This is a genomic window from Kitasatospora sp. NPDC088548 (assembly GCF_044753005.1).
Lineage (GTDB): Bacteria > Actinomycetota > Actinomycetes > Streptomycetales > Streptomycetaceae > Kitasatospora.
The window spans coordinates 32,167-51,396 of sequence record NZ_JBIVMI010000032.1; the positions used below are offsets into that span (position 1 = coordinate 32,167).

The 19,230-nt window shown below is 72.5% G+C and carries 21 protein-coding genes; 18 read left to right on the plus strand and 3 right to left on the minus strand.

Annotated elements, in window-relative coordinates; all coding sequences use genetic code 11:
- Window positions 1-149 precede the first annotated feature (149 nt).
- The 5 genes from ACIP82_RS31790 (at window position 150) to ACIP82_RS31810 (ending at window position 6,533) form a co-directional block, all read left to right on the plus strand.
- Window positions 150-2,423 (plus strand): hypothetical protein, encoded by a 2,274-nt coding sequence (locus tag ACIP82_RS31790; RefSeq protein ID WP_400658495.1) that lies wholly within the window; start codon window positions 150-152, stop codon window positions 2,421-2,423.
- A gap of 68 nt (window positions 2,424-2,491) precedes the next feature.
- Window positions 2,492-3,319, plus strand: coding sequence for a hypothetical protein (locus ACIP82_RS31795; RefSeq protein ID WP_400658497.1), 828 nt, complete (start codon window positions 2,492-2,494; stop codon window positions 3,317-3,319).
- Window positions 3,316-5,427: a tetratricopeptide repeat protein gene (locus ACIP82_RS31800; protein ID WP_400658499.1), complete on the plus strand. Its 2,112-nt coding sequence runs from the start codon at window positions 3,316-3,318 to the stop codon at window positions 5,425-5,427. Before ACIP82_RS31795 ends, ACIP82_RS31800 begins: the two co-directional genes overlap by 4 nt.
- The gene (locus ACIP82_RS31805; protein ID WP_400658501.1) at window positions 5,424-5,678 is read left to right on the plus strand and encodes a hypothetical protein; all 255 of its coding nucleotides are present in this window, start codon (window positions 5,424-5,426) and stop codon (window positions 5,676-5,678) included. The genes ACIP82_RS31800 and ACIP82_RS31805 overlap by 4 nt, the downstream gene beginning before the upstream one ends.
- Window positions 5,679-5,684: 6 nt before the next feature.
- Window positions 5,685-6,533 carry a hypothetical protein gene (locus tag ACIP82_RS31810; protein ID WP_400658503.1) on the plus strand — a complete coding sequence of 283 codons (849 nt, stop codon included), beginning with the start codon at window positions 5,685-5,687 and terminating at the stop codon, window positions 6,531-6,533.
- A gap of 254 nt (window positions 6,534-6,787) precedes the next feature.
- Here the strand turns inward: ACIP82_RS31810 and ACIP82_RS31815 are convergent, their stop codons facing one another.
- Window positions 6,788-8,098 carry a M14 family zinc carboxypeptidase gene (locus ACIP82_RS31815; RefSeq protein WP_400658505.1) on the minus strand — a complete coding sequence of 437 codons (1,311 nt, stop codon included), beginning with the start codon at window positions 8,096-8,098 and terminating at the stop codon, window positions 6,788-6,790.
- A gap of 380 nt (window positions 8,099-8,478) precedes the next feature.
- Between ACIP82_RS31815 and ACIP82_RS31820 the strand changes: the two genes are divergently transcribed.
- The 5 genes from ACIP82_RS31820 (at window position 8,479) to ACIP82_RS31840 (ending at window position 12,726) form a co-directional block, all read left to right on the plus strand.
- Window positions 8,479-9,606, plus strand: coding sequence for a HesA/MoeB/ThiF family protein (locus tag ACIP82_RS31820; RefSeq protein ID WP_400658507.1), 1,128 nt, complete (start codon window positions 8,479-8,481; stop codon window positions 9,604-9,606).
- A 146-nt stretch (window positions 9,607-9,752) separates the two neighbouring features.
- Window positions 9,753-10,766, plus strand: coding sequence for a phosphotransferase (locus ACIP82_RS31825; protein ID WP_400658509.1), 1,014 nt, complete (start codon window positions 9,753-9,755; stop codon window positions 10,764-10,766).
- Between the two features lie 151 nt (window positions 10,767-10,917).
- A complete protein-coding gene (locus ACIP82_RS31830) occupies window positions 10,918-11,394 on the plus strand; it encodes a hypothetical protein (RefSeq protein ID WP_400658511.1) in 477 nt (158 codons plus the stop codon).
- Window positions 11,395-11,467: 73 nt separating this feature from the next.
- Entirely contained in the window at window positions 11,468-12,208 is a 741-nt protein-coding gene (locus ACIP82_RS31835; protein ID WP_400658513.1) for a hypothetical protein, read from the plus strand.
- Between the two features lie 14 nt (window positions 12,209-12,222).
- Entirely contained in the window at window positions 12,223-12,726 is a 504-nt protein-coding gene (locus ACIP82_RS31840; protein WP_400658515.1) for a hypothetical protein, read from the plus strand.
- A 196-nt stretch (window positions 12,727-12,922) separates the two neighbouring features.
- On the opposite strand, the gene ACIP82_RS31845 is transcribed toward ACIP82_RS31840, so the two are convergent.
- Window positions 12,923-14,068, minus strand: a complete 1,146-nt coding sequence (locus ACIP82_RS31845; RefSeq protein ID WP_400658517.1) for a protein-L-isoaspartate(D-aspartate) O-methyltransferase — start codon at window positions 14,066-14,068, stop codon at window positions 12,923-12,925.
- On the minus strand, window positions 14,065-14,196 hold the full coding sequence (locus tag ACIP82_RS31850; RefSeq protein WP_400658519.1) for a hypothetical protein: 132 nt from the start codon (window positions 14,194-14,196) through the stop codon (window positions 14,065-14,067). Before ACIP82_RS31850 ends, ACIP82_RS31845 begins: the two co-directional genes overlap by 4 nt.
- 179 nt (window positions 14,197-14,375) lie before the next feature.
- Here ACIP82_RS31850 and ACIP82_RS31855 point away from each other — a divergent pair, with 179 nt between their 5' ends.
- The 8 genes from ACIP82_RS31855 (at window position 14,376) to ACIP82_RS31890 (ending at window position 19,218) form a co-directional block, all read left to right on the plus strand.
- Window positions 14,376-14,582, plus strand: a complete 207-nt coding sequence (locus ACIP82_RS31855; RefSeq protein ID WP_400658521.1) for a hypothetical protein — start codon at window positions 14,376-14,378, stop codon at window positions 14,580-14,582.
- Between the two features lie 49 nt (window positions 14,583-14,631).
- A complete protein-coding gene (locus ACIP82_RS31860; protein ID WP_400658523.1) occupies window positions 14,632-15,093 on the plus strand; it encodes a hypothetical protein in 462 nt (153 codons plus the stop codon).
- Between the two features lie 238 nt (window positions 15,094-15,331).
- The gene (locus ACIP82_RS31865; RefSeq protein WP_400658525.1) at window positions 15,332-15,499 is read left to right on the plus strand and encodes a hypothetical protein; all 168 of its coding nucleotides are present in this window, start codon (window positions 15,332-15,334) and stop codon (window positions 15,497-15,499) included.
- On the plus strand, window positions 15,496-16,086 hold the full coding sequence (locus ACIP82_RS31870; RefSeq protein ID WP_400658527.1) for a hypothetical protein: 591 nt from the start codon (window positions 15,496-15,498) through the stop codon (window positions 16,084-16,086). The genes ACIP82_RS31865 and ACIP82_RS31870 overlap by 4 nt, the downstream gene beginning before the upstream one ends.
- Window positions 16,083-16,604 carry a hypothetical protein gene (locus ACIP82_RS31875; RefSeq protein ID WP_400658529.1) on the plus strand — a complete coding sequence of 174 codons (522 nt, stop codon included), beginning with the start codon at window positions 16,083-16,085 and terminating at the stop codon, window positions 16,602-16,604. Before ACIP82_RS31870 ends, ACIP82_RS31875 begins: the two co-directional genes overlap by 4 nt.
- A 284-nt stretch (window positions 16,605-16,888) precedes the next feature.
- Window positions 16,889-17,452, plus strand: coding sequence for a hypothetical protein (locus ACIP82_RS31880; RefSeq protein WP_400658531.1), 564 nt, complete (start codon window positions 16,889-16,891; stop codon window positions 17,450-17,452).
- 179 nt (window positions 17,453-17,631) lie between these two features.
- On the plus strand, window positions 17,632-18,063 hold the full coding sequence (locus tag ACIP82_RS31885) for a hypothetical protein (protein WP_400658533.1): 432 nt from the start codon (window positions 17,632-17,634) through the stop codon (window positions 18,061-18,063).
- Between the two features lie 168 nt (window positions 18,064-18,231).
- Entirely contained in the window at window positions 18,232-19,218 is a 987-nt protein-coding gene (locus ACIP82_RS31890) for a hypothetical protein (RefSeq protein WP_400658535.1), read from the plus strand.
- Window positions 19,219-19,230: the final 12 nt, after the last annotated feature.

Consider the following 19,230-nt stretch of genomic DNA (forward strand, 5'->3'; position numbering starts at 1 on the left):
TTGTCCCGCCCGCCGTTTCGGCGTCGTGGTCCCACGCAGTGTGCGTGATGGCGCGCGGCGGGCGGTGCCCGGGGCGGCCCCGCACGGGGCCACCCCGGGAGCAGACGTACGACCTGACAACCACATGATGATGATGAGGATCTGCTGATTTGCGCGCGTTGACGCTGGCCCAGCTCTCCGCCCTGGTGGGCGGCCGCCTGGAGTACGTGGCCGACACCACGGCCGTCTGTACCGACCTGGTGCTCGATCCGGCGGACGTTATCCCGGGTGCCCTGTACGCGCAGCTCGCCGGCCCGGACGACAGAGCCGACGCGGGGTGGCAGGCGCGCCGCGCCGGGGCTGTGGCGGTTGTCGCCACGGCCGCCCGGCCGGGGATACCGACCGTGGTGGTCGACGACGTCGACAGCGCGGTGCACCGGCTGGCCCAGTACACCGTCGGCGCGATCCGCCACCGGGTCGTGGTCACCGGGGGGCCGGACAGCCTGCCCGCCGCGCACCTGCTCGCCGAACTCCTCGGCACCAATGGCACGGTGACGGGCGCGAGCCTGGCCGGCAGCCTCCTCGCGGTCCCGGCCGCGCTGTTGGAGGCCGGTCCCGAAACCGGGTACGCCGTGGTGGACCTGGACGCCGACCGGCCCGAGGAGTTCGGGCGGCTGCTGGAGGTGACCGACCCGCAGGTCGTCACCCTGCTGCCCCCGTCCACCGGCACCGTCCTCACGGCGCGGGTGGCCACCGAACAGGCCGCCGCCCGTGCCTACATGCCGATGCTGGCCCGGCTCGGGAGCCGGGACACGGTGGTCGTGGCCGCCGGTGACGACCGGGTCCGCGACCTGCTCGCCACGGGGTCCTGCCGGGTCCTCACTTACGGGATCGGCGACGACGTTCCGGCGGACGTGCGGGCGGAGGACCTGGAGGCCGATGCGCAGGGCCGGGCGCGGTTCACCCTCACCCACGGTGAGAGCGACGACATGGCGCCGGTGCGGCTGGCCCTGCACGGCCCCGACCATGTGCTGCCCGCGCTCGCGGCCGCCGCGGCCGCGCTCGCCACCGGCCACCGGCTCGACCGCATCGCCTCGGCCCTCGGGCACGCCACCCTGCCCAGCGGCTGCCTGCAGATCCTCACCCGCCCCGGCTCCGCCCACGAGGTCGTCGTCGCGGACGCCTGCGCCACCGGGCCGGACGCCGTCACCGCCGCCCTGCACGTTCTGGACCGCCGCGCGGCAACCGCTGGCCGGCCGCGGATGGCGGTCCTCGGCGAGATCACCGGAGGGCGCGCCACGACCGGGCACGAGCGCGTTCGCCGCGTCGCCGAGCGGCTCGGCGTGGAGGTCGCCGCGGTCGGAACGCTCCCCGCCATCCGCATGAGCCCGCAGGACCGCCTGTGCGGGAGCGCCGAACTTGCCCTCTCCTGGGGCCGTGGCATGCTGCTCGGCGGCCCGTTCGGGGCATGCAGCGCCGTGCTGGTCAAGGGCACCGGGCGCCAGCGGCTGACCGCCGGCCACATCACCGCGGACCTGGGCCCGCAGAGCTCGACGGCCCCGCAAAGCCTGATCGCGGCGTTCGCCGACGCGTGCGCGGCCGCCGGCTTCGACCCGACCGGGGCACAGTGCCTGCACGGCCCCAAGAACTTCTGGCGGCTGCCGGGTGACGGTGTCCTCGCGCGCGCGGACACCGTCAACCTGAGCGGGTACACAGCCGCCGTCCTGCGCAGCGCACTGTGGCTGGACCAGCACGGGGTACCGGTCGTGCGGCCCGCCCGCCCCGAACCCAGCCTCACCGACCGGCTCTGCGTCAGTTTCTGGGAGGACCACGGGCGCTGGCCCGCCAGGCCCGTCGAGGTGGCCCCGGTGCTGGCCGCCGTGCACGCCGCCTCGGCACTCGCGCCGTGGCTGCGCCCGCACGATCCGCTGCGAGGACTCGGGACCGGGCTGGAGCAGGCGATCCCGGAAACGGGCCGCCGGGCGGTGGAGGAGCACATAGCCGATCTCGCGGCCCGGTTCGGCTCACTCGCCTGGCCGACGGCGCCGGTCCTCATCATCGGAGGCAGCCACACGCCAAACGTTCGCCGGGCTCTCGCCGGCCCGGCCCGCCTGGTCGTCGACAAGATCCTGAGGATCGGCCAGCGGGAGTGGGACCTGGCGCTGGTGCGGTGCGCTGTCGGCGCCGGCAAGGTCCACCCGGACGAGCACCGCGCGTTCGTCGACACCTACGAGGAGACCACCGGGCTACGGGGCATCGGCGACTGGGACGGCTACAGCGTCCTGTGTGACCTCATCGACCTGACCGAGGCGGTCAAGGCGGCCTCCCGCGCCCGGCCGGACACCCCGACCCACGTCTACGCCATGCAGCACCTGTACGACCTGATCGCCTCCCAGCAGGACCCCGACCACCCGGCCCTGCCCGCCCCGGGGAGGGCGTTGTGAGCGTGCCGACACTGTCGTGGGGGGAACGGATCGCGGGTCGGCCGTGCCCGACGTGCGGGGACCAGATCGTGCTGGACGAGGACCTGCACCTGGCGCTGCTGTTCACCGCGGCCGGACTGAGCAGCCGCCAGATCGTCGAGTACACGAACCGGACCGGGCCGCTGGAGCAGGGGACCTACGCGGCTATCTGCCAGGCGCTCGGCGCTCGCACCCTGCCCCAGGCCGTGAGCATCGGCTGCCGGGCCGCTCTCATACCGCCCGCCATCACCCCTGACCGGGACCTGCCGAAGCTGGACGAGCGGCAGATCGCGATATTCGCGTACGCGGGCGAGGGCCTGACCGGCGAAGACATCGAGGAGGTCACCGGCTGGACGGGCAGGGAGATCCGGCAGCTGCGCAAGAGCGCCTACCGCGCGCTCGCTCTGACCACGCTTCCCGGTGTCGTCGCCGTCCTGCACGCCGCTCGGGTGCTGCCGAACCACCACCCGTGCCGCCGAGCGGCGTGCGTGGCCGCGCGCGAGGGCCGGGGCGGCGTGCCGGACCCGGTGCCGACGGCCCGGGCGTGGTCCGAGGACCTCATTGCATTCGCTCGCTGGCGTGTGGAACTCGCGGCCGGGCGCCAGCGGCTGGCCGAGCGGACCCGCCAGCTTGCCGAGGCCGGACGCGAACTGGAGGCAGCCTGGCAAGAGGTCGGAGCCGCTCGCAGTCTCTCGGCCAAGACCCGGAAACGTGCCGCCGCCGCCAACCGGGCCTGGCAGGAGGTCCAGCAGATGGGCCGCGACACCGCCGTCCGACTGGAGCGCGTCTCCGCACTGGCACCGGTAGCGGCCGAGCTGCGGCCACCGGTGCCGATCGGCCGGCGCCCCTGGCGCCGCCGACCGACGGAGCGAGCGTGACCACCAGCAACAACGTCAGCGGAGGACACGCGTCCGGCACCATCGTGCAGGCCCACACCGTCTGCGGCGGCATCACCGTCCACACCACCCTCCCGCCACCACCAGTACCGCGCCAGCTCCCGCGCGGACGCATCCTGGCCGACCGCGTCGAGGACACCGACCGCCTCCTGGCCCTGCTGGACCAGTACGACCCGCCGCCCGTCCTGATCACCGGCACCGGCGGGATCGGCAAAACAGCCCTCGCCCTCAACGTCCTGCACACCATCGACCTCCCCGGCGGCCACCTCTACGCCGACCTCGGCGCCCACACCCCCACCGGCCCCACCCACCCCGCCGATGTCACCGCCCGCTGGCTGCGCGCCCTGGGCATCGACACCGTCCCGCCCGACCCCCACGAGGCCCGGGCCCTGCTGCTCACCCTCACCGCGCAGCGGCCGGTGGGAGTGCTGCTGGACGACGCCGCCTCGGCCGAGCAGGTCCTGCCGCTGCTGCCGGCCAACCGCTCCAAGGTGATCGTCACCGCCCGCGGTCCGCTCCTTGGCCTGCTGGCCGACGGCGCCCACCCGCACCATCTCGGCCCGCTGCCCGACGACGACGCCCTCGCACTGCTCGCCGCGATCGCCGGCCGGCCGGCCGGCCCGCGCCTCGACGACCTGGTGGAGCGCTGCCGGGGCGTGCCGGTCGTCCTCGTCCTGGCCGGCGCCCGGCTGGCCGCCGGCCACGACACCCTGCCCGCCCCGCCCCTGCCCGGTACTACCGCCCTGGAGGCCACCGTGGACAACGCCCTCGACCAGACCTACCGGGACCTCGACCCGCAGGCCGCCCGCCTCTACCGGGTACTGGGCCTGCTGCCGCTGCCCGGCACCCAGATCGACCCGGCGATGGCCGCCGCCGCGGCCGCCCTCGACCCCGTCACCACCGGCCGGCTCCTGGACGCCCTCACCGAAGCCCGCCTCATCACCGCGCCCGACGGCGACCCGCTCAGCGTCGACGCGAAGTTTCACTTCACGACCGCCGACGGCCGCCGCCACGCCGCCCGCCTCGCCCACACCACGGACGACGACACCACCAGCACGGAGGTCCGCCGCCGCGCCCTGGACTGGCTGACCGCCGAAACCGCCACCGCCGCCCGCCTGCTGGACCCCTACCGGCGCCACCTGGCCCCCCAGACCGACTACCTGCCGTCGCACCGCGCCGCCCTCACCACCCCCGGCCAGGCCCTGGCCTGGCTGGCCGCCCGCGGCCCGGGCCTGCGCACCGCACTGGAGACCGCCCGCGACCACCAGCTCGACGCCACCGCCGCCCACCTCGTCCACGCCGCCTGGCCCTGGCTCCTGCGCGAACGCAACTACCAGCTCTGGCTGTGGGCCCACGACATCGCCATCGACGCGGCCCGCCGCCTCGCCGCCACCGCGCCCCGGCCCGGCTGCGGCCGCCAGCTGCTGCGCGAACTCCTCGGCGCCCGCGCCAACGCGCTACGCGCCGTCGGCCGCCACCCCGACGCCATCGCCGACTGCCGCGAGGCCATCGCCTCCGCGATCGAAGACCACGACGACATCGGCCACGCACAGCACCTCCACGGCCTGGGCGCAGCCCACCACGACGCCGGCGAACCCGACCTCGCCCTCCCACCCCTGCGCCAGTCCCTCCGGCTGCGCCGCGAGTTCGGGCGACGCCGCGACGCCGGAGTCACCCAGCTGCAGCTCGCGATCGTCGTGGCCGACCTCGGTGACCGGGAGTCGGCCCTGGCCGGCCTGCGCACCGCCCACGCCGATCTGAGCGCGGAGCAGGACGGACTGAACTCGGCCCGGGCCCTCGCCTGGACCGGGCGCCTGCTCACACAGGCCGGCCGCCACGACGGCGCCCGCACCGCCCTGACGGACGCGCTGACCGCATTCCGGCACCAGGGCGCGCGGCTGTGGCAGGCCCGTGTCCTGCACTGGCTGGGCCTGCTCGCCGAAGACGAACGCCGAGTGCCCGAGGCGATCGCCCTGCAGCGCCAGGCCCTGGCCCTGTACGCCGGCAGTCCCGCCGACCGGGCCCGCGTCGAAGCCGTCCTCGAACGCCTGGACCCCGCGGATCCGGTCATCGGCCAGGAGTGCCGGTGAGCCTCAGGTTCGGCCGCCCGGACGCTCCTGTCCGCATCACCCTCTCCTGCGGGTGCACCATCAGGGCCCGTCTCCCGCCCATCGGGACCAACGGCACCTACGGGTGCCGCAGCGCCCTCGGCCACGGCTACCGCCTGCGCTGGACCTCCTGGATCGACGACGGCGAACGCTCCCACGCCAACAGGGCGCTCGAACGCGAAGCCGCCTCCCCTCCCACCACCCCCAACACGCCTACCAGCCAACCCTTTTGAGGACCGATGACCACGTTCACCATCCACAACGACGCCGACGCCGACCAGCCCTACGTCACCCGCATCACCCGGCTGCTGGACATCGCCGCACCCCTGGCCGAGAAGCACTCCCGGCTGCGCCTGCCCGACCGGGTGACGGTCCGTATCTGTACCCCGGACCAGGTCATCGGCCTGATGGTCGCCCACACGGAGCACCTCCTGCGGGAGGCCGCGGAGTCGTGGGCGCCCGGATCGCCGGAGCGCACCCGGACCGCCGGAATGATCGAACGGCTTGTGGCCGACACCCAGCGGCAGACCGAGCGCTACTGGCCGACGGTGCAGGCAGCCGTGCTCTGTCTGCCAGGGGGCCCGGAGCTGGCGGTCATGCCGGCGGCGCACGCCGAGTCGAGGGCGAGCGACCGGTACCTGACCGGCGCGCTCGGGCATGAACTCGTCCACTTCGGTCAGCTGGGGCGGTGGCCGGGCATGGGGCACGCCGCGGTGCGGTGCGGCGTCGCGGACGAGATCGCCGGTCTCACGCCCGAGCAGTTCCGGGCTCCGAAACTGGTGTCGGAGGGACACGCCCAGTGGGTCCAGCGGCTCATCGTCCAGGAGCTGTGCGGGATCGCGACGGCCGACGTGCAACTGGACGGCGAGCCGGAACCCACCACGCTCTTCCTGGACCTGAAGGCCGAGTCGCCGCGGGCCGCCGCCTACGACCGCGGTGACGCCTTCGTGGAGGCGCTCTTCGCGATCGGCGGGTACCCGCTGATCGATCACCTCCTCGGCGACGAGGCGCTGCTGCCCGTCGCCGCCGAACTCGGCGACCCCGCTTCCTGGCTGGAGCGCCACGGCCTGGCCGCGCTCGGCGCGTGAGGCCCGCACCCCGGCCGGTGGGGCCACCCGGTCCGTCCGGGCGGCCCCACCAGGTCCTCCCACCGGGCGAGGGCGGCGAGAGGCGCTGGAGACCAGCCGCCGCCTGCTCACGGCCGGCCGGTGCGAGCTGGAGAACGCCCGCGGCCCCGGCCCCCGATTCCCGACGGGGAACATCCACGGCTCACCCGCTTCTGGCCGCCGCCCCGGACACGACGCCCGGCCCACCGCACACCCCCCGTGCCCGGGCCCGGCGCCTACCGGGTGAGGGCGACGGCCGCCAGCGCCGCGCAGGCCTGCACCGCCACCAGGCGCCGCAGCTCCACCGGCGTGATGCGCAGCTCGCTCTCGCACTGCCGGGCCCGCTCGAACAGCAGCCTCTCCAGGCGCGCGCGGGCACCCAGGCCGGCCCGGCCGGACGACACCTCACCCGTGGAGCGCAGCGCCATCCCGGCGCAGCGCAGCGTCAGCATGGCGCGCATGTAGTGCGCTTCGGCGAGTTCGGCGCCCGGCACGGTGGTGACGTCGTCGGCCCGCTGTTGCCAGGAGCGGGCGACGGTGCCGGCGATCGCGATGGTGTCGGCGGCCGCCCTCGCGTGTACTTCGTCCAGGCGGCCGGCCTGTTCCATCAGCCGCTGTACCTCGGTGGCCTCGCCGGTCAGGGCCTCGGCCAAGCCGGTAAGCGCGTTCGGCGGGCAGTCCTGGAAGACCGTGGCGGCGTGCCAGCGGGGGACCTCCGGCAGCAGGGTCAGTGTGCCGTGCCGGGCGGCGTGGTGGGTCAGGTGCGCGCCGTGCGCGGGCGCGTCGGCCTCGTGGTCGCGGATCACCACGTCCTCAATCGGCGGCATCTGGTAGACGCCGGGCCCGAGCACCGGCCACCCGACGACGTCGGCCGGCGCGGCCGCGCCGGCCCCGAGGCCGTGCCGGACCGCGACGGCCGCCAGCTGCTCCGCCAGACCGGGCACGTCGTGGCCGGTGACGAAGAACGCGTCGCCGAACTCGGCGTTGTGCAGCGACACACAGACGGCCGGCTCCAGCTCGTCCACCAGCGCGGCCAGCGCATCGGTCTCCGGCAGTCCGAAACGGTGGACGCCGCCCCGGAACGGAATCGGAAATGTCCACTCCGGCTGGTGCGACAAAGCCGGACGGTAGAAGTAGCGGTGCTGGGTATGGAGGTCGAGCGGCATGCTCGTCCACTCCGAATTCAGGGCCGCACCGTCCGGGTCCACACACGGCAGGAAATGCCACGAAACACCGTCGCGCAGCTCGGGCCGCGCGGCCACCAGGCCGGCCAGGAACGCCACGGTCGCATACCCGACCGGCTCGTTCGGATGCGGGCCGCCGACCACCAGCACGGACCGACGCCCCGCCCCGACCGACAGCACCTGCAGCGCCCGCCCCTGCCGTGACGTGCCGATCTGCCGCATCCGGCACAGCCCCGGCTCGCGCCGGGCCAGGGCGCGCAGCCGCTCCACGAGCTCCTCCACCGAGGGCACCAGCTCCCCGTCAGGAACCAGCTCAGCCCAGCCCGCCAGCCGCTCATCCAGACCGGAAAGGACACCAGCCACCAAAAACACCCCTCTCAAAACCGGACCGGAAATACCCCGTCCCGGGAAATTTTGCTGCCCGAAAATAGGCGCCGAAAATCTTTCTTGAAATCCCCCGAAAACCCTTCCCCGGGAAGTAGATGAATGCTTCCATAGATCCCGGCGAATCCGCCACCACCAAACCGGTGACAACACAAGAAGGAGGAGTTCATGGGCGCCACACAGAACACCGCGGCCGTCGACCCGCAGGAGACCGAGGAGACCGGGCTGCGCCCGGCCGCCGACGGCGAGCTGCTGGGCTGCACCGTCTCCGGCGGCTGACACACCGGCACCACCCACGACGGGCCCGGCCACGCGCCGGGCCCGTCCCGTCCCCCGCACCTGCGACCCGAGGAACCCTGGTGAACCACCCCCGCCTGCGCACCGAACACCAGCCCACCCGTCGGCCGGACGGCCGGATCCAGATCGGTTCTCTCCCCGGCCTCGCGAGCATCCTGCCCGACCCCGACGGCTGGCGCTGGGATCTGCTCCAGCTCCTGGACGGCACCCTGACGACGGCCGAGATCGTCCAGACAGTGACGACGGAGCACCCGAGCGTCCCGGCCGCCCGGATCGAACGCCTGCTCTCCGACCTGGGCCGAGCCGGGCACCTGCAGTTCGCCGTCCACGGCCGCCCGCCCGCCCGGGTCGCCTCCGCCACCGCCAAGCGGCACCCCCGCACTGTCGAGTACTGGGAGATGGTCGACACCAGTCCCGACCGCACCGGCTGGGACATCCAACGGCTCCTGGCCGGGGCCGTGGTGACCGTTGTCGGCGTCGGCGGCGTCGGCGCGGCCGCCGCCGCGACGCTGGCCGGCGCCGGAATCGGCCGCCTGGTCCTCGTCGACCCCGACCACGTCGAAGAGGCCAACCTCTCCCGCCAGCTCCTCTACACCCAGTCCGACATCGACCGCCCCAAAGTCGACGCGGCCCGGGAACGGCTGCTGGAGCGCAACCCCCAGCTCGACGTCGTCACACGCCCCGAACGCATCGCCTCCCAGCCCCAGTTCGTGAGCCTGATGCAGGACTGCAACCTGCTGATCGTCGCCGCCGACGAACCCGACGGCCTGCGCCTGACCGCCAACCGCGCCGCCCTCGACACCTCCTGCCCCTGGGTAGACGCCGGATACCACGGCCCCGTCATCAGCACCGCCCTGTACCTGCCCGGCACCGGCAGGCCGTGCTGGGAGTGCCTGCGCCACGCCGACGCCACCGCCTACGGACTGCCAGGCCTCAACGGCGACGCCCTGCCCGCCGCCCTTCCCCGGCCCCTCGGCAACCCCGTCACCGCAGCCAGCGCGGGCATCGCGGGCAACTACGCCGCCCAGGCCGCCCTCACCCACCTCACCGGCACCCGCGGCGGGTTCCCGCCGGCCACCATCCAGCGGCACAGCCTCATCGCCCCCGCCGACCAGCAACCCGCCGCCATCACCCACCCCCGCAACCCCGACTGTCTCTCCTGCGCCAGGCACCCCGTGCAGACCCCGTGAACAAGCGCGCGTCAGCAACGAACCGCTACTAACCCCCCTCCCCGGCCGCGTTCGTGACCGGCCGGGAAGGCGCTCTCGCCGACCGCGAGGCCGCCGTTCGACTGGCCCGCACCAAAACGCCTGAACCACGAAAAGAGGGAAAGAAGTTGACCGGAGACAGCCGGGCAACCCTGTTCACCGCCGCCCGGATACAGGGCCTGGACCCCAGCGGCGCCGCCCTGCTCCAGGCGGGACACCACCACGTCTACCGGCTCCCGGCAGCCGGAGCCGTCGCCAAGGTCCACCAGCCGGGCACCACATTCGCGGTCGCGCGCCGTCAGAACCGGGCCGCGTTCTGGCTCCGTCGCAACGGCATCCTCGCGCCCCGGCCCACCGGGCGCGACACCTACCCCGTGCAGGTGAACGGCATGGTTGTCACCTTCGCCGACGACCTCGGCACGGGACCGACCGCCTCGCCCACCCAGCTCGCCGAACTGCTTCGGACGCTCCACGACCTGGCGGTGCCGCACGACCTGGCCCTGCCCACCTTCGACCCGTTCCCCGCCCTGGCCGCCCGGATCGCCATCCTCCCGCCCGACATCATCTCGGCGCAGCAGCGGCTGCGGCTGCGCGCCACCCTGAGCGGCATCCGCGACCTGTGGCGCGAAGCCGCGTGGCAGGCCCAGTCCTGCGTGATCCACGGCGATGTCGGCCCCGCCAACTCGATCGTCACCCCCGCCGGCGAGGCGGCCCTGCTCGACGGCGAGCACATGTCGGTCGGTCCCGCGCTGTGGGATCTCGCCGCGATGGCCTGGCGCCGGGACCTGTACGGCGCCGACCCCGCCGAGTACGAGGAGTTCTGCACCGCCTACGGCACCGACGCGACCACGTCCCCGCGTTCACCAAGCCCACCACCGTACCGGTCGCCCTCTCCTCCGCGACCAGCGACACCAGCGCGTCCGCCGCCGCCCGGGCGGCGCCGTTCCCCTTCCGCAGCAGCCGGTACGCATCGTCCGCACTCAGCGCCTCCTCCGACGGGCCCGTCTCGGCCGGGGCGGTCGCCATCTCCAGCAGGTGCCGGTGCGCCACCACGCTCTGCGCGTCGTAGTCCGGATTCGCCTGCTGCATCAGCTCCAGCGCCGCGTCGATGTCGGCCGGCCCCAGCGGACAGGATGCGGTAGAGGGAAGAGTCCTTGGCCGAAGGCTAAACCGGCTCGGATCGCGTTGCGAGTTCCTCAACGGCCTTCGGTCGGGGACGGTGTCGGCTAAGCTGAGATGAAGTCATCAGCCCTTGAGGGAAGCACCGTTCAGATCGACTCATGGAGCACCCTCATGTCTCAGGGCCTGAACTTCCGTGGCCAGTGGGATGGCCCCAATCCGTTCGGCGAGAGCTTCGAGATCACGCTGTCCCGCCGAGAGTGGGAACAAGCCCTCGCCGTCTCGCGCCATCTGCAGGCGCATGAGCGGGCCGAGTATCTCGCCAAGGGCCTGAAGCTGAACGAGCCGCCTGGCAGTTACGTCCCCGACCCGCTCGGCCACTGGGTTCTGGCAATCAGGTCCTTGGAAGCAGCTCTCGCGACTCTCGGCGACCCGGTCACCGCCTCCGTGAATCGGTACGAGGCGTACGCGCTGTGCGGGTGTCCCACAATCACTTCCGCCCCTGTTCCCGGTCATCCGGCGGACGCCAACGGTGTCACCCGCCGGGGCTACGAGCCTCCCATCATTCCCCAGGCCCAGAGGAACCGGCTAGAGCGCTGGTTGTTTGAGTGGGGGGAGTGGGAGCGCGCAGCTAACGCCGCTGCGGACTGAGTCCTTCTGGCCCCCCACCCACGGACCCGCGACCGCCCGGGCGCCGGGCGGCCAGGCGCAGCATCGTGAGGTCGTGGAGCGGGCGGTCGAGATCGGAGGTGTGCCGGTCAGTGCTGTTCCGGCAGTGGTCCCGCAGGCCACGGCGACCCGGCACAGCGACGCCAATCCGTGGAGTGCGGGTGCCGAACTCACCACGCCGGGGAACCGGTTCTGCACGTCGGGGTTCGGTGGTTGGAGGGGCAACGTCGCCGTGTTGCTGACGGCCGCGCACTGCGGTACCTCCGGCACCTACACGACGGGCACCGGGGCTGTCATCGGGTCGGCCTCGGACTCGGACGCCGGTTTAGACATCACCGTCATCAGCCTGGGCGGTACCCCCAGCGGCCAGTTCTTCGACGGTGCGTGGAACAACGGTTCCGGGTACCGCAAGCGGGTGTTCGGGGCCGGGCGTAACAACGTCGGAGACCTTGTGTGCAACTCGGGAGCGATGTCCGGCGTGCACTGCGGGCTGAAGATCACCGCCACCGACTACGGCACCAACATCAACGGCGTCTGGCACACGGATCTGGACAACGCGGTGCGCACGGACGACTCGACCGTCACGGTGGCCCAGGGCGACTGCGGAGGGCCGGTCGTCGCCAGTGTCAACGGAGGCGAAGACATACAGGCCAGGGGGATCATAAGCGCCGGGGGCGGCGACCCGGTCATCTGTGGCGGGGTCTCGGACGTCGTCACGTCCACCAGCTGTTTCGACACCGTGATGTTCGTTCCGATCGGACCGGTCATCACCAAGTTCGGTATCTCCCTTGCCTGACCCTGGAGGGTCTAATGAACGTCGCCCTCGTCGGCCGGCTCACGGCCACCCTCGGTGTTCTGACCGTGGCCTGCGTCGCGGCGGCCACCGCCCCCGCCCCGTTGCCCCGCGGCCAGGCCCTGGCTGATCTCCAACAAGCCGTCTACCAGGCCGATATCGGGCCTCAGAGCTGGCGAGTTGCCACCATCACGGCCGCGCCTGGCGCGAACGCCCTCACGGTCGGCGTCATCGGCGACCTGGACGACGCCCGCCGAACCCTCGACCAGCGGTGGCCCGGCCAGACCAGGGTTGTCCACGGACAGACCGTCGTGCCAGCCATCTGGGAACCCGGCCACGACTACACACTCGAAGTCGAGCTCCGAGGCCTCGAACGGCCAGACTTCCGGGTCTTCGAGACCGGTGCCACGGAGGACGGGCGCACCACCGTCGGCGTCGTCGGCGACCTGGCCGCGGCCCGCACCTACCTGGACAGCCACTACCCGGGCCACACGATCGTTCACGGCAACACCGCCCCCTGACCCGGTAGCCCGGGGCGAGGGAGAGCAGCCGCTGCGACTCTCAGCTGCCCTCGCAACAGGACGACCAGTGTTGAAGCGGCCGGCAGCCTTCTGGTCGGCCTGCTGCCACAGAGACGCAAGGCGCTCGCCGGAGTCGTCGCCGACTTTCTCGTGGTTGACCGGGCGAACCGGGCCCTGCTCAGCGTCGATCCGGGCCTCACCCCCGTGCGGACGTCAGCAGGTTAACCGGGTCGTCCAGCCACGCCCGGTGCTCGCCCCCGCTCACGGTCAGCCCGAACCGCTCGAACCCCGGCCGGCCTTGTTTCATCCACCACCGGACGACCTCCTCGACCTCCGACCACAGCCGACGAGGACCCGACTGGCGAACCTCGAACCGACTCGCGCCGTCCGCGAAGTCCACCGTCGCCCAGGACGTGACGCCCGTGTCGAACAGCCACAGGGTGGTCATATCGCCGCCGCCGCTGCGCCGGTAGTACACGTCGGGTACGGCCAGGCCCACGACGAAGGAGGCCAGCCAGTCGTCGACGACATCGAGCGGGCTCAGGGTCGTGTACTCATGCTCTGAGTCCCCTGGCCAGTCGCCGGGCAGGTAGTCGTCGACGGGCGGGGCCTGGTAGCGCTGCTGCCGCATGCGCATGAACGCGGAGGATCCGGTGAACGGGCCCGTGGCCGTGCCGTCGGCGACGGTCAGCCGGGCGACGGCTCCGCCCCCGAAGAGTGGCGCGAAGGGCAACACCAGCGCGCCCTGTCGGCGGATCTGCCCGATCACGGCCGGGGGAACCTCCCGTACCGAGCAGGTGAGGATCCCCCGGTCGTACGGGGCCCCGGGCAGGTGTCCGTCCGCCGCGTCGCCCACCACCGCGGTCGGGACGGCGTCGAGGGCCCGGAAGTTGGCCGCGGCCTGGGCGGCGACCGCCGGGTCCAGTTCCACGGTCACCACGTTGTGCGCGCCCAGGCGCCGGGCCAGCAGTCCGGCGTTCCAGCCGGGGCCGGTCCCGCCCTCCCAGATCCTGTGGCCTTCATGGACGTCCAGGTCGCGAAGCATGGAGGCCACCATCGTCGGCATGGAGACCGACGAGGTCGGCTCCCGCTGTCCGCTGTCCGCTCCGTCGTCCCACTGCGTCACGATCGCCACGTCGGAGTACGCGAGTTCCAGCCACCGCTCGGGGCTCTCTGCGCGATCGCAGCGTTCGTAGCCGTCGCCGGTGGACGCCCAGAAGACGTCCGGGAGGAACAGGTGGCGGCCGACATCGAGGAAGGCCTGCCGCCAGTCGGGGGTCAGCGCGCCCGAGGCCTCCAGCCGGTCGACCAGCCAGACCCGGACGCCAGCGACCGACGTCACTTGTGCTTCGGATCAGGAGTGGGGCCCTGTCCGTCGGGGTTGGGCTTCGGGCCGATCTCCGGGCCGCCGGGCTTGGCGTGGGCGCCGCCTTTTCCGTCGTTCGCGCCGCCCTTGTTTTCGTCACCCACGGTGATTCCTCCTACTGCAATGGCGCTCCGAAAATTGTCAGAGCAGAGCGTAGTCGATCAGGCACCTGACGTGAATAGGTCCTTGCTCTTCCTGGTGGTCATCGCCCGGTCGTGGGAAACTGAGGGTTTTCGGGTCCTCATCCGGAAGATCCGGGCCAGCCAGCCTCGCGCAGGAAGAGGTGGCCAAGGCCCTGGACGCCTCCCGGGAGGGCATCAACAAGTGGGAGTCGGGAGCCAACGAGCCGCGCGGCCACCGCCGCCAGGCCTACCGCCACCTGCTCGTGGGACTGGCCGGCATGTACGGCGCCAAGGGGGACACCAGGTGGCTGAACCACGGCCAGGCCACCGGCCCCACCACCGAGGACAGCAACCGGAAGGGGGAGTGATGGGACGCCAGGAGACGACGGGACCTACGTCTACCTGGACGTCCTGGGGGTGCGGTCCTGGTACCGGACGGTGCTGCTGAGGGGCGACCCGCGCCCGGTCGTGGAGTTCGCGGACTGGGACGCCGAGCACAAGGCCCTCGCCGACAGCGCCAGCACCTCGATGACCACCGACGCCGGACTCGGGGCCTGGGCCGAGCGCGAGACCACCCGCGCCGGGAGCGCCGGCATCCACCTCTTCGGAGCGCTGGAAGCCGCTCATGCCCACCGGACCGCTCTGCGTGAACAGGACTGGAACCGCCTGGCCGTGACCGGAGCCGACATCGCCGAGATGAAGGCCGAAGCCGCAGCCGACACTGGCATCGAGCGCCTGGAGGCCGAGCAGGCGGTGCTCATCGGCCGCGCCATCGCCTGGGGCCGATCCGACAGCTCCATCGCCCGGCGGGCCCGGACCAGCGAACAGACCGTCACCAGCCTCCGCGGCACGGCCACCGGAGACTCCACGCTGGCGTAAGCCCCGAACAGCAGAAGACGAAGGCGGTTCCAGCCGTGCCCACGGCTGGAACCGCCTTTTGGTGTTTTTGGGCGAGGTGACCTAGGCCACATGCCCACTGCCCAGTGATGGGCAGCCTCACCCCATCGCGAGCACCACCATGATCTGAACAACGGCCCCGCAACGGCCGAGACTTCCTGGCCGGACAGCCGGCCACCGCGGGACCGCTCATCGTCCACGAGGAACGAGGAACTCCATGATGTCCCAGCCCCGATCCGGTGTCACCGCCCGGGCCCTCAAGTACGCGGCGCTCTGCGCACTGCTCTCCACCACCTTCGAGGCCGTCCACGGACTCGCCGATCACTGGGTTAGCGCGGCACTCACCGTGTCCGCCAACTCCCGCGTCTCGGTGGAGGTGGCCCGATGAAGCACCTCAACATCGAACGCCTCGCCCTCCTTGGCGCGTTGATCGGCCTCTTCGGCGAGATGCATCCCGCGCTCGATCAGTGGGCGCAGAACTCGCGAGATGCCCAGTGCAAGGGCCTGTACGGCCGGCACCGGGTCTACCGCGACGGCACGCCGGTCGGGCAGGAGACCGAGGACCGCGCTGGTCACCCGACCATGAGCGCCACCGAACTTGGCCGTCTCAGCGTCGCCCGGCACGTCGCCTCGTACACCGCCGGCCAGCTCGCCGGAACGATCGTGGCGACCCGCGCACTGGGCTACCGAGTCCCGGCCCGGGCCCTGCTGGTCGGTGCCGCGATCAACGCGGCCACCCATGCCGTGATCGACCGACGCGAGCCGCTGCTCTGGCTCGCAAAGAAGGCCGGCAAGAAGGGGTACGTCGACCACTGCACCGCCGCCCGCGTTGCCGCTGACGGCACTGTCAGTGCCGAACTGTCCGGCCCCGGGAGCGCCCTGATGGAGCTGGACCAGTCGCTCCACCGGGCGATCGGCGTCGGCGCGGCCGTCGTCACCACCTGGATCGCCACCCGCAAGGGCAGCCGGAAGTGAGACACGCCAACAAAGCAGCGACAAAGTGGTGCCAGAACGACTGCGACGCCGTGTTCAAGGGGCTGCACGGCAGTTCTCGCGTCCGGCTCGACGGCGGCGCCGCCACCGCGGCGGACATCGCCGACCCGCATGTGCGCACCGTGAAGGCCACGACCTTCGGCCGGTTGTGCGCGGCCAGCCGCGGCCTCACCTACAGTGCGGTACAGCTGGCCGCCGGAGTCGCCGTGACCCGGGCGTTCGGCTTTCGGGTGCCGACGCGGGCCTGGCTGGCGGGCACGGCCATCACCCTGGCCACCCACACCGTCATTGACCGCCGCCGCCCCCTCGTTGCCGCCGCTGAGGCCCTGGGCAAGGGCGCCTACCTGGAGACCGCGACCGTGGTGCGTGCTCCGGGCAAGGCGCCGGACAGCGGAGGCCCTGGCACCGCGCTCTTCGAACTCGACCAGTCGGCGTATCGGGTCCTCGGGATCCTGGCAGCCGCCGTCACCGCCGTGGTCGCCCGCCGCGGTGCCCGTTGACCACCACCGGCCGGCCGGCGGCCTGATACCGGGCAGGCGGGCCGACCCATCGGACAGGCATGTCGCCCCGGTTCGGCGGCCCGAACCCCACCGGCGCCGTAGGGCGCGCAGAGAGGACGTTGCAATGACCGCGCACGACATCGCCGGCCCCGGCCGGCAGGGCATCATCGAAGGGCCCTCCCAGCTGGGCCCCGGCTTCGCCGCCGCCATCGACTCCGGCACCGTGGAACACGAGTTGCCCCCAGCGGGGCGAGACCACCCAGATCGTCTCCACCGTCCTCGGTGTGTTCGGTCGCGCCAGCGTCTTCGGCGTGCTGCGGGAGACGCGCTTCGGCAGCACCAGCCAGTGGACCGCCTTCCCGAACCTGCAGACCGGTCTCGCCTGGAGCCAGAGCACCGTCGCCCGATGGCTGCGCAAGAACGAGGCGGGCGCCGACCGGTACTTCGCGGTCTGGCACGGCAGGACGTGGTGGAGCGTGCAGATCGACCGGCGCCGACAGAGGTACACCGTCGTGGTGGGGCTGGCGCCGGGCGTCCTGGTGAAGTGCTACGACTCCAGGGCGGACATGCCGTGCGAGCACGAGCCCCGGGCACTCACCGAGGCCCGCGGGTGGGCGCGCGTCGTCGAGCTGCTCCCCGTCGGCCGTGAGGACTGGCCGTGGGGCATGGTGTCCGAGTACGACCAGGCGCTTGCTGCCGCCAGTGCGCTGACCGCCGGGCGTGCGGAGCCTGCTGCTGTCGGTCAGGAGGACCAGGTCGTCGAGCCGGGGCCCGCGATCGCGGGGGACCGGCCGGCCCGCTGGTGGTCGAGGTTCTGGGCGTGGATCAGCGGGCCTCGTACCGCCTGACCTTCTTCTCCAGCCCGCCTGCGGCGAACTGGCGCGGGGTCCAGGGGCACCGGGCTGGTGCCAGGTGAGCGGCTCGGCCGCCCCGGTCCCGGTTGCCGGGGCCGAGGCCCGAATCCGCTCCGGCGTGACCGCATCGTGGGCCACAATGCTGACGTATCGACAGCAGTTGAGGAGTGGGCATGGGGTGGCGCGACGCGGCACGGGTGAGTCAGCAGGTCCTGGAGAACCGCGATAGCCGGTACCCCGATCCCTACCTCGAACTTCTCCGACTGGGCGTGCAGCACACGAAGGAAGAGGTGGTGGTGACCCTGTTCTTTGCCGGCGCGACGGTCACCGGTGCGGTCATCACCCTGGACGAGTGGGAACGCCGGACGCTCAGGGAGCTCAAGAAGCACTCCAGCGACGTGCCCCGCGTCGCCGCAGAGGCCATGCAGGCGCTCGACGACCGGGCCGAGGAACAGCGCACCGCCAGGCCGGACACGGACAGCCCGTTCGTGCACCTGCACGATGCTACGTACCGGTCGGGCCGCGACCACTTCGCCGTCCGTACCTGGCGCGGACCGATCACGGGGATCCTCGGATGGACCGTGGGCGAACTTACACCGGCGTAGAATCCCCGGTCCGAGCCGAAATCGCTGACCTCTGACGGCCTGCGGGGCTACCATGCCCGGCAGGCCGGCCGAGGGCGGAGCAGCAGCCCTCGGCTGGCCCGCCGCGGCTTCCAAGGCCACCTCGCGCTGGCAGGCCGCGGCCGTCCACTGGGGGAAGAGGAACGAGAGATGGCCGACCTGAGCAAGCACCAGCCGACGGCGCATCCGGTCTTCGACCCCGCCCTGCCGGCCGACGCCCGCGACGCCGTGGCCGAGCTGGCCGCCTCCTGCCCCGACCTGCTCGCGGAGAATGACGAGGCCCGGCTGATGGCGTCCTTCACCGGCGCGAGCGGGATCCTGCGGTGGTCAGCGGGCGCTGCCGCCGTCGGCGGGATCGTGGCCCTGGCGGCCTTCCTCCTCGGCACGCCGGAAGACGACGCCTCGGGCTCCGAGTCCCTCGACCACCAGCTCGACGGACTCGTACGCGACCTGCTCGAATCGTTCGAGAACATCGGGCTGCTGTTGTTCGTCGGCGGAGCACTGGCGGCGACCATGGCGATCATCCTGAGCGTGGCGGAGAACCGCCGCATCGACCGCTTCCTGGACCAGGCCCGAGGCCACTACGTCCACCCGCGCTGGCTGACCGACGACGCCGCGCTGCTGCTCGCCCGGGCGCAGCAGGCGGCGGCCACGGTCCTCGACTCCCAGCTGTGCCGGGACGACCTCGGAGGCCTGGGAACGGCGACCGCCGTCCAGCTCCCGGAGCGGCTGTGGACGATCGCGGACTCGCTCCGCCGCTACAGCAAGGCCGCGAAGGACTGCGCGGCCGCCCCCGTGGAAGACTCTGCGGTGGCCGAGCTGCTGGCCGGTGAGCGCGAGGTCCTCGACAAGGTGTTCGCCGGGGTCGAAGTACAGGTTGTCGCTCTGGAGGAGTACGCGCTCCATGCCCTGAAGGTTGACCGGATCGCCTCCGATCGGGCGGTGGCGGAGCAGGTGGAGGCGCGCAGCGGAGCCGTTCACGACCTGCTCGCCGAAGCGGCCGCCGTACCGGTCGGCGTCGTCGAGATCAAGGCGCTGACGGCCTCCTCCGCGGAAGTTGCCGAGGCCTACACGGCAGCGCTCGGAGCGGCGAGGGCGGCGGCCGCGGCCGCTCTCCCGACCGTCGACAACGGCTAGCAGGCGACGGCC

Bases quoted from the DNA above. Each gene is read 5' to 3' on its own strand.
- ACIP82_RS31810 (WP_400658503.1), top strand. From the start codon at position 5,685: ATGACCACGTTCACCATCCACAACGACGCCGACGCCGACCAGCCCTAC.
- ACIP82_RS31830 (WP_400658511.1), top strand. From the start codon at position 10,918: ATGTCTCAGGGCCTGAACTTCCGTGGCCAGTGGGATGGCCCCAATCCG.
- ACIP82_RS31840 (WP_400658515.1), top strand. From the start codon at position 12,223: ATGAACGTCGCCCTCGTCGGCCGGCTCACGGCCACCCTCGGTGTTCTG.
- ACIP82_RS31865 (WP_400658525.1), top strand. From the start codon at position 15,332: ATGTCCCAGCCCCGATCCGGTGTCACCGCCCGGGCCCTCAAGTACGCG.
- ACIP82_RS31870 (WP_400658527.1), top strand. From the start codon at position 15,496: ATGAAGCACCTCAACATCGAACGCCTCGCCCTCCTTGGCGCGTTGATC.
- ACIP82_RS31885 (WP_400658533.1), top strand. From the start codon at position 17,632: ATGGGGTGGCGCGACGCGGCACGGGTGAGTCAGCAGGTCCTGGAGAAC.
- ACIP82_RS31890 (WP_400658535.1), top strand. From the start codon at position 18,232: ATGGCCGACCTGAGCAAGCACCAGCCGACGGCGCATCCGGTCTTCGAC.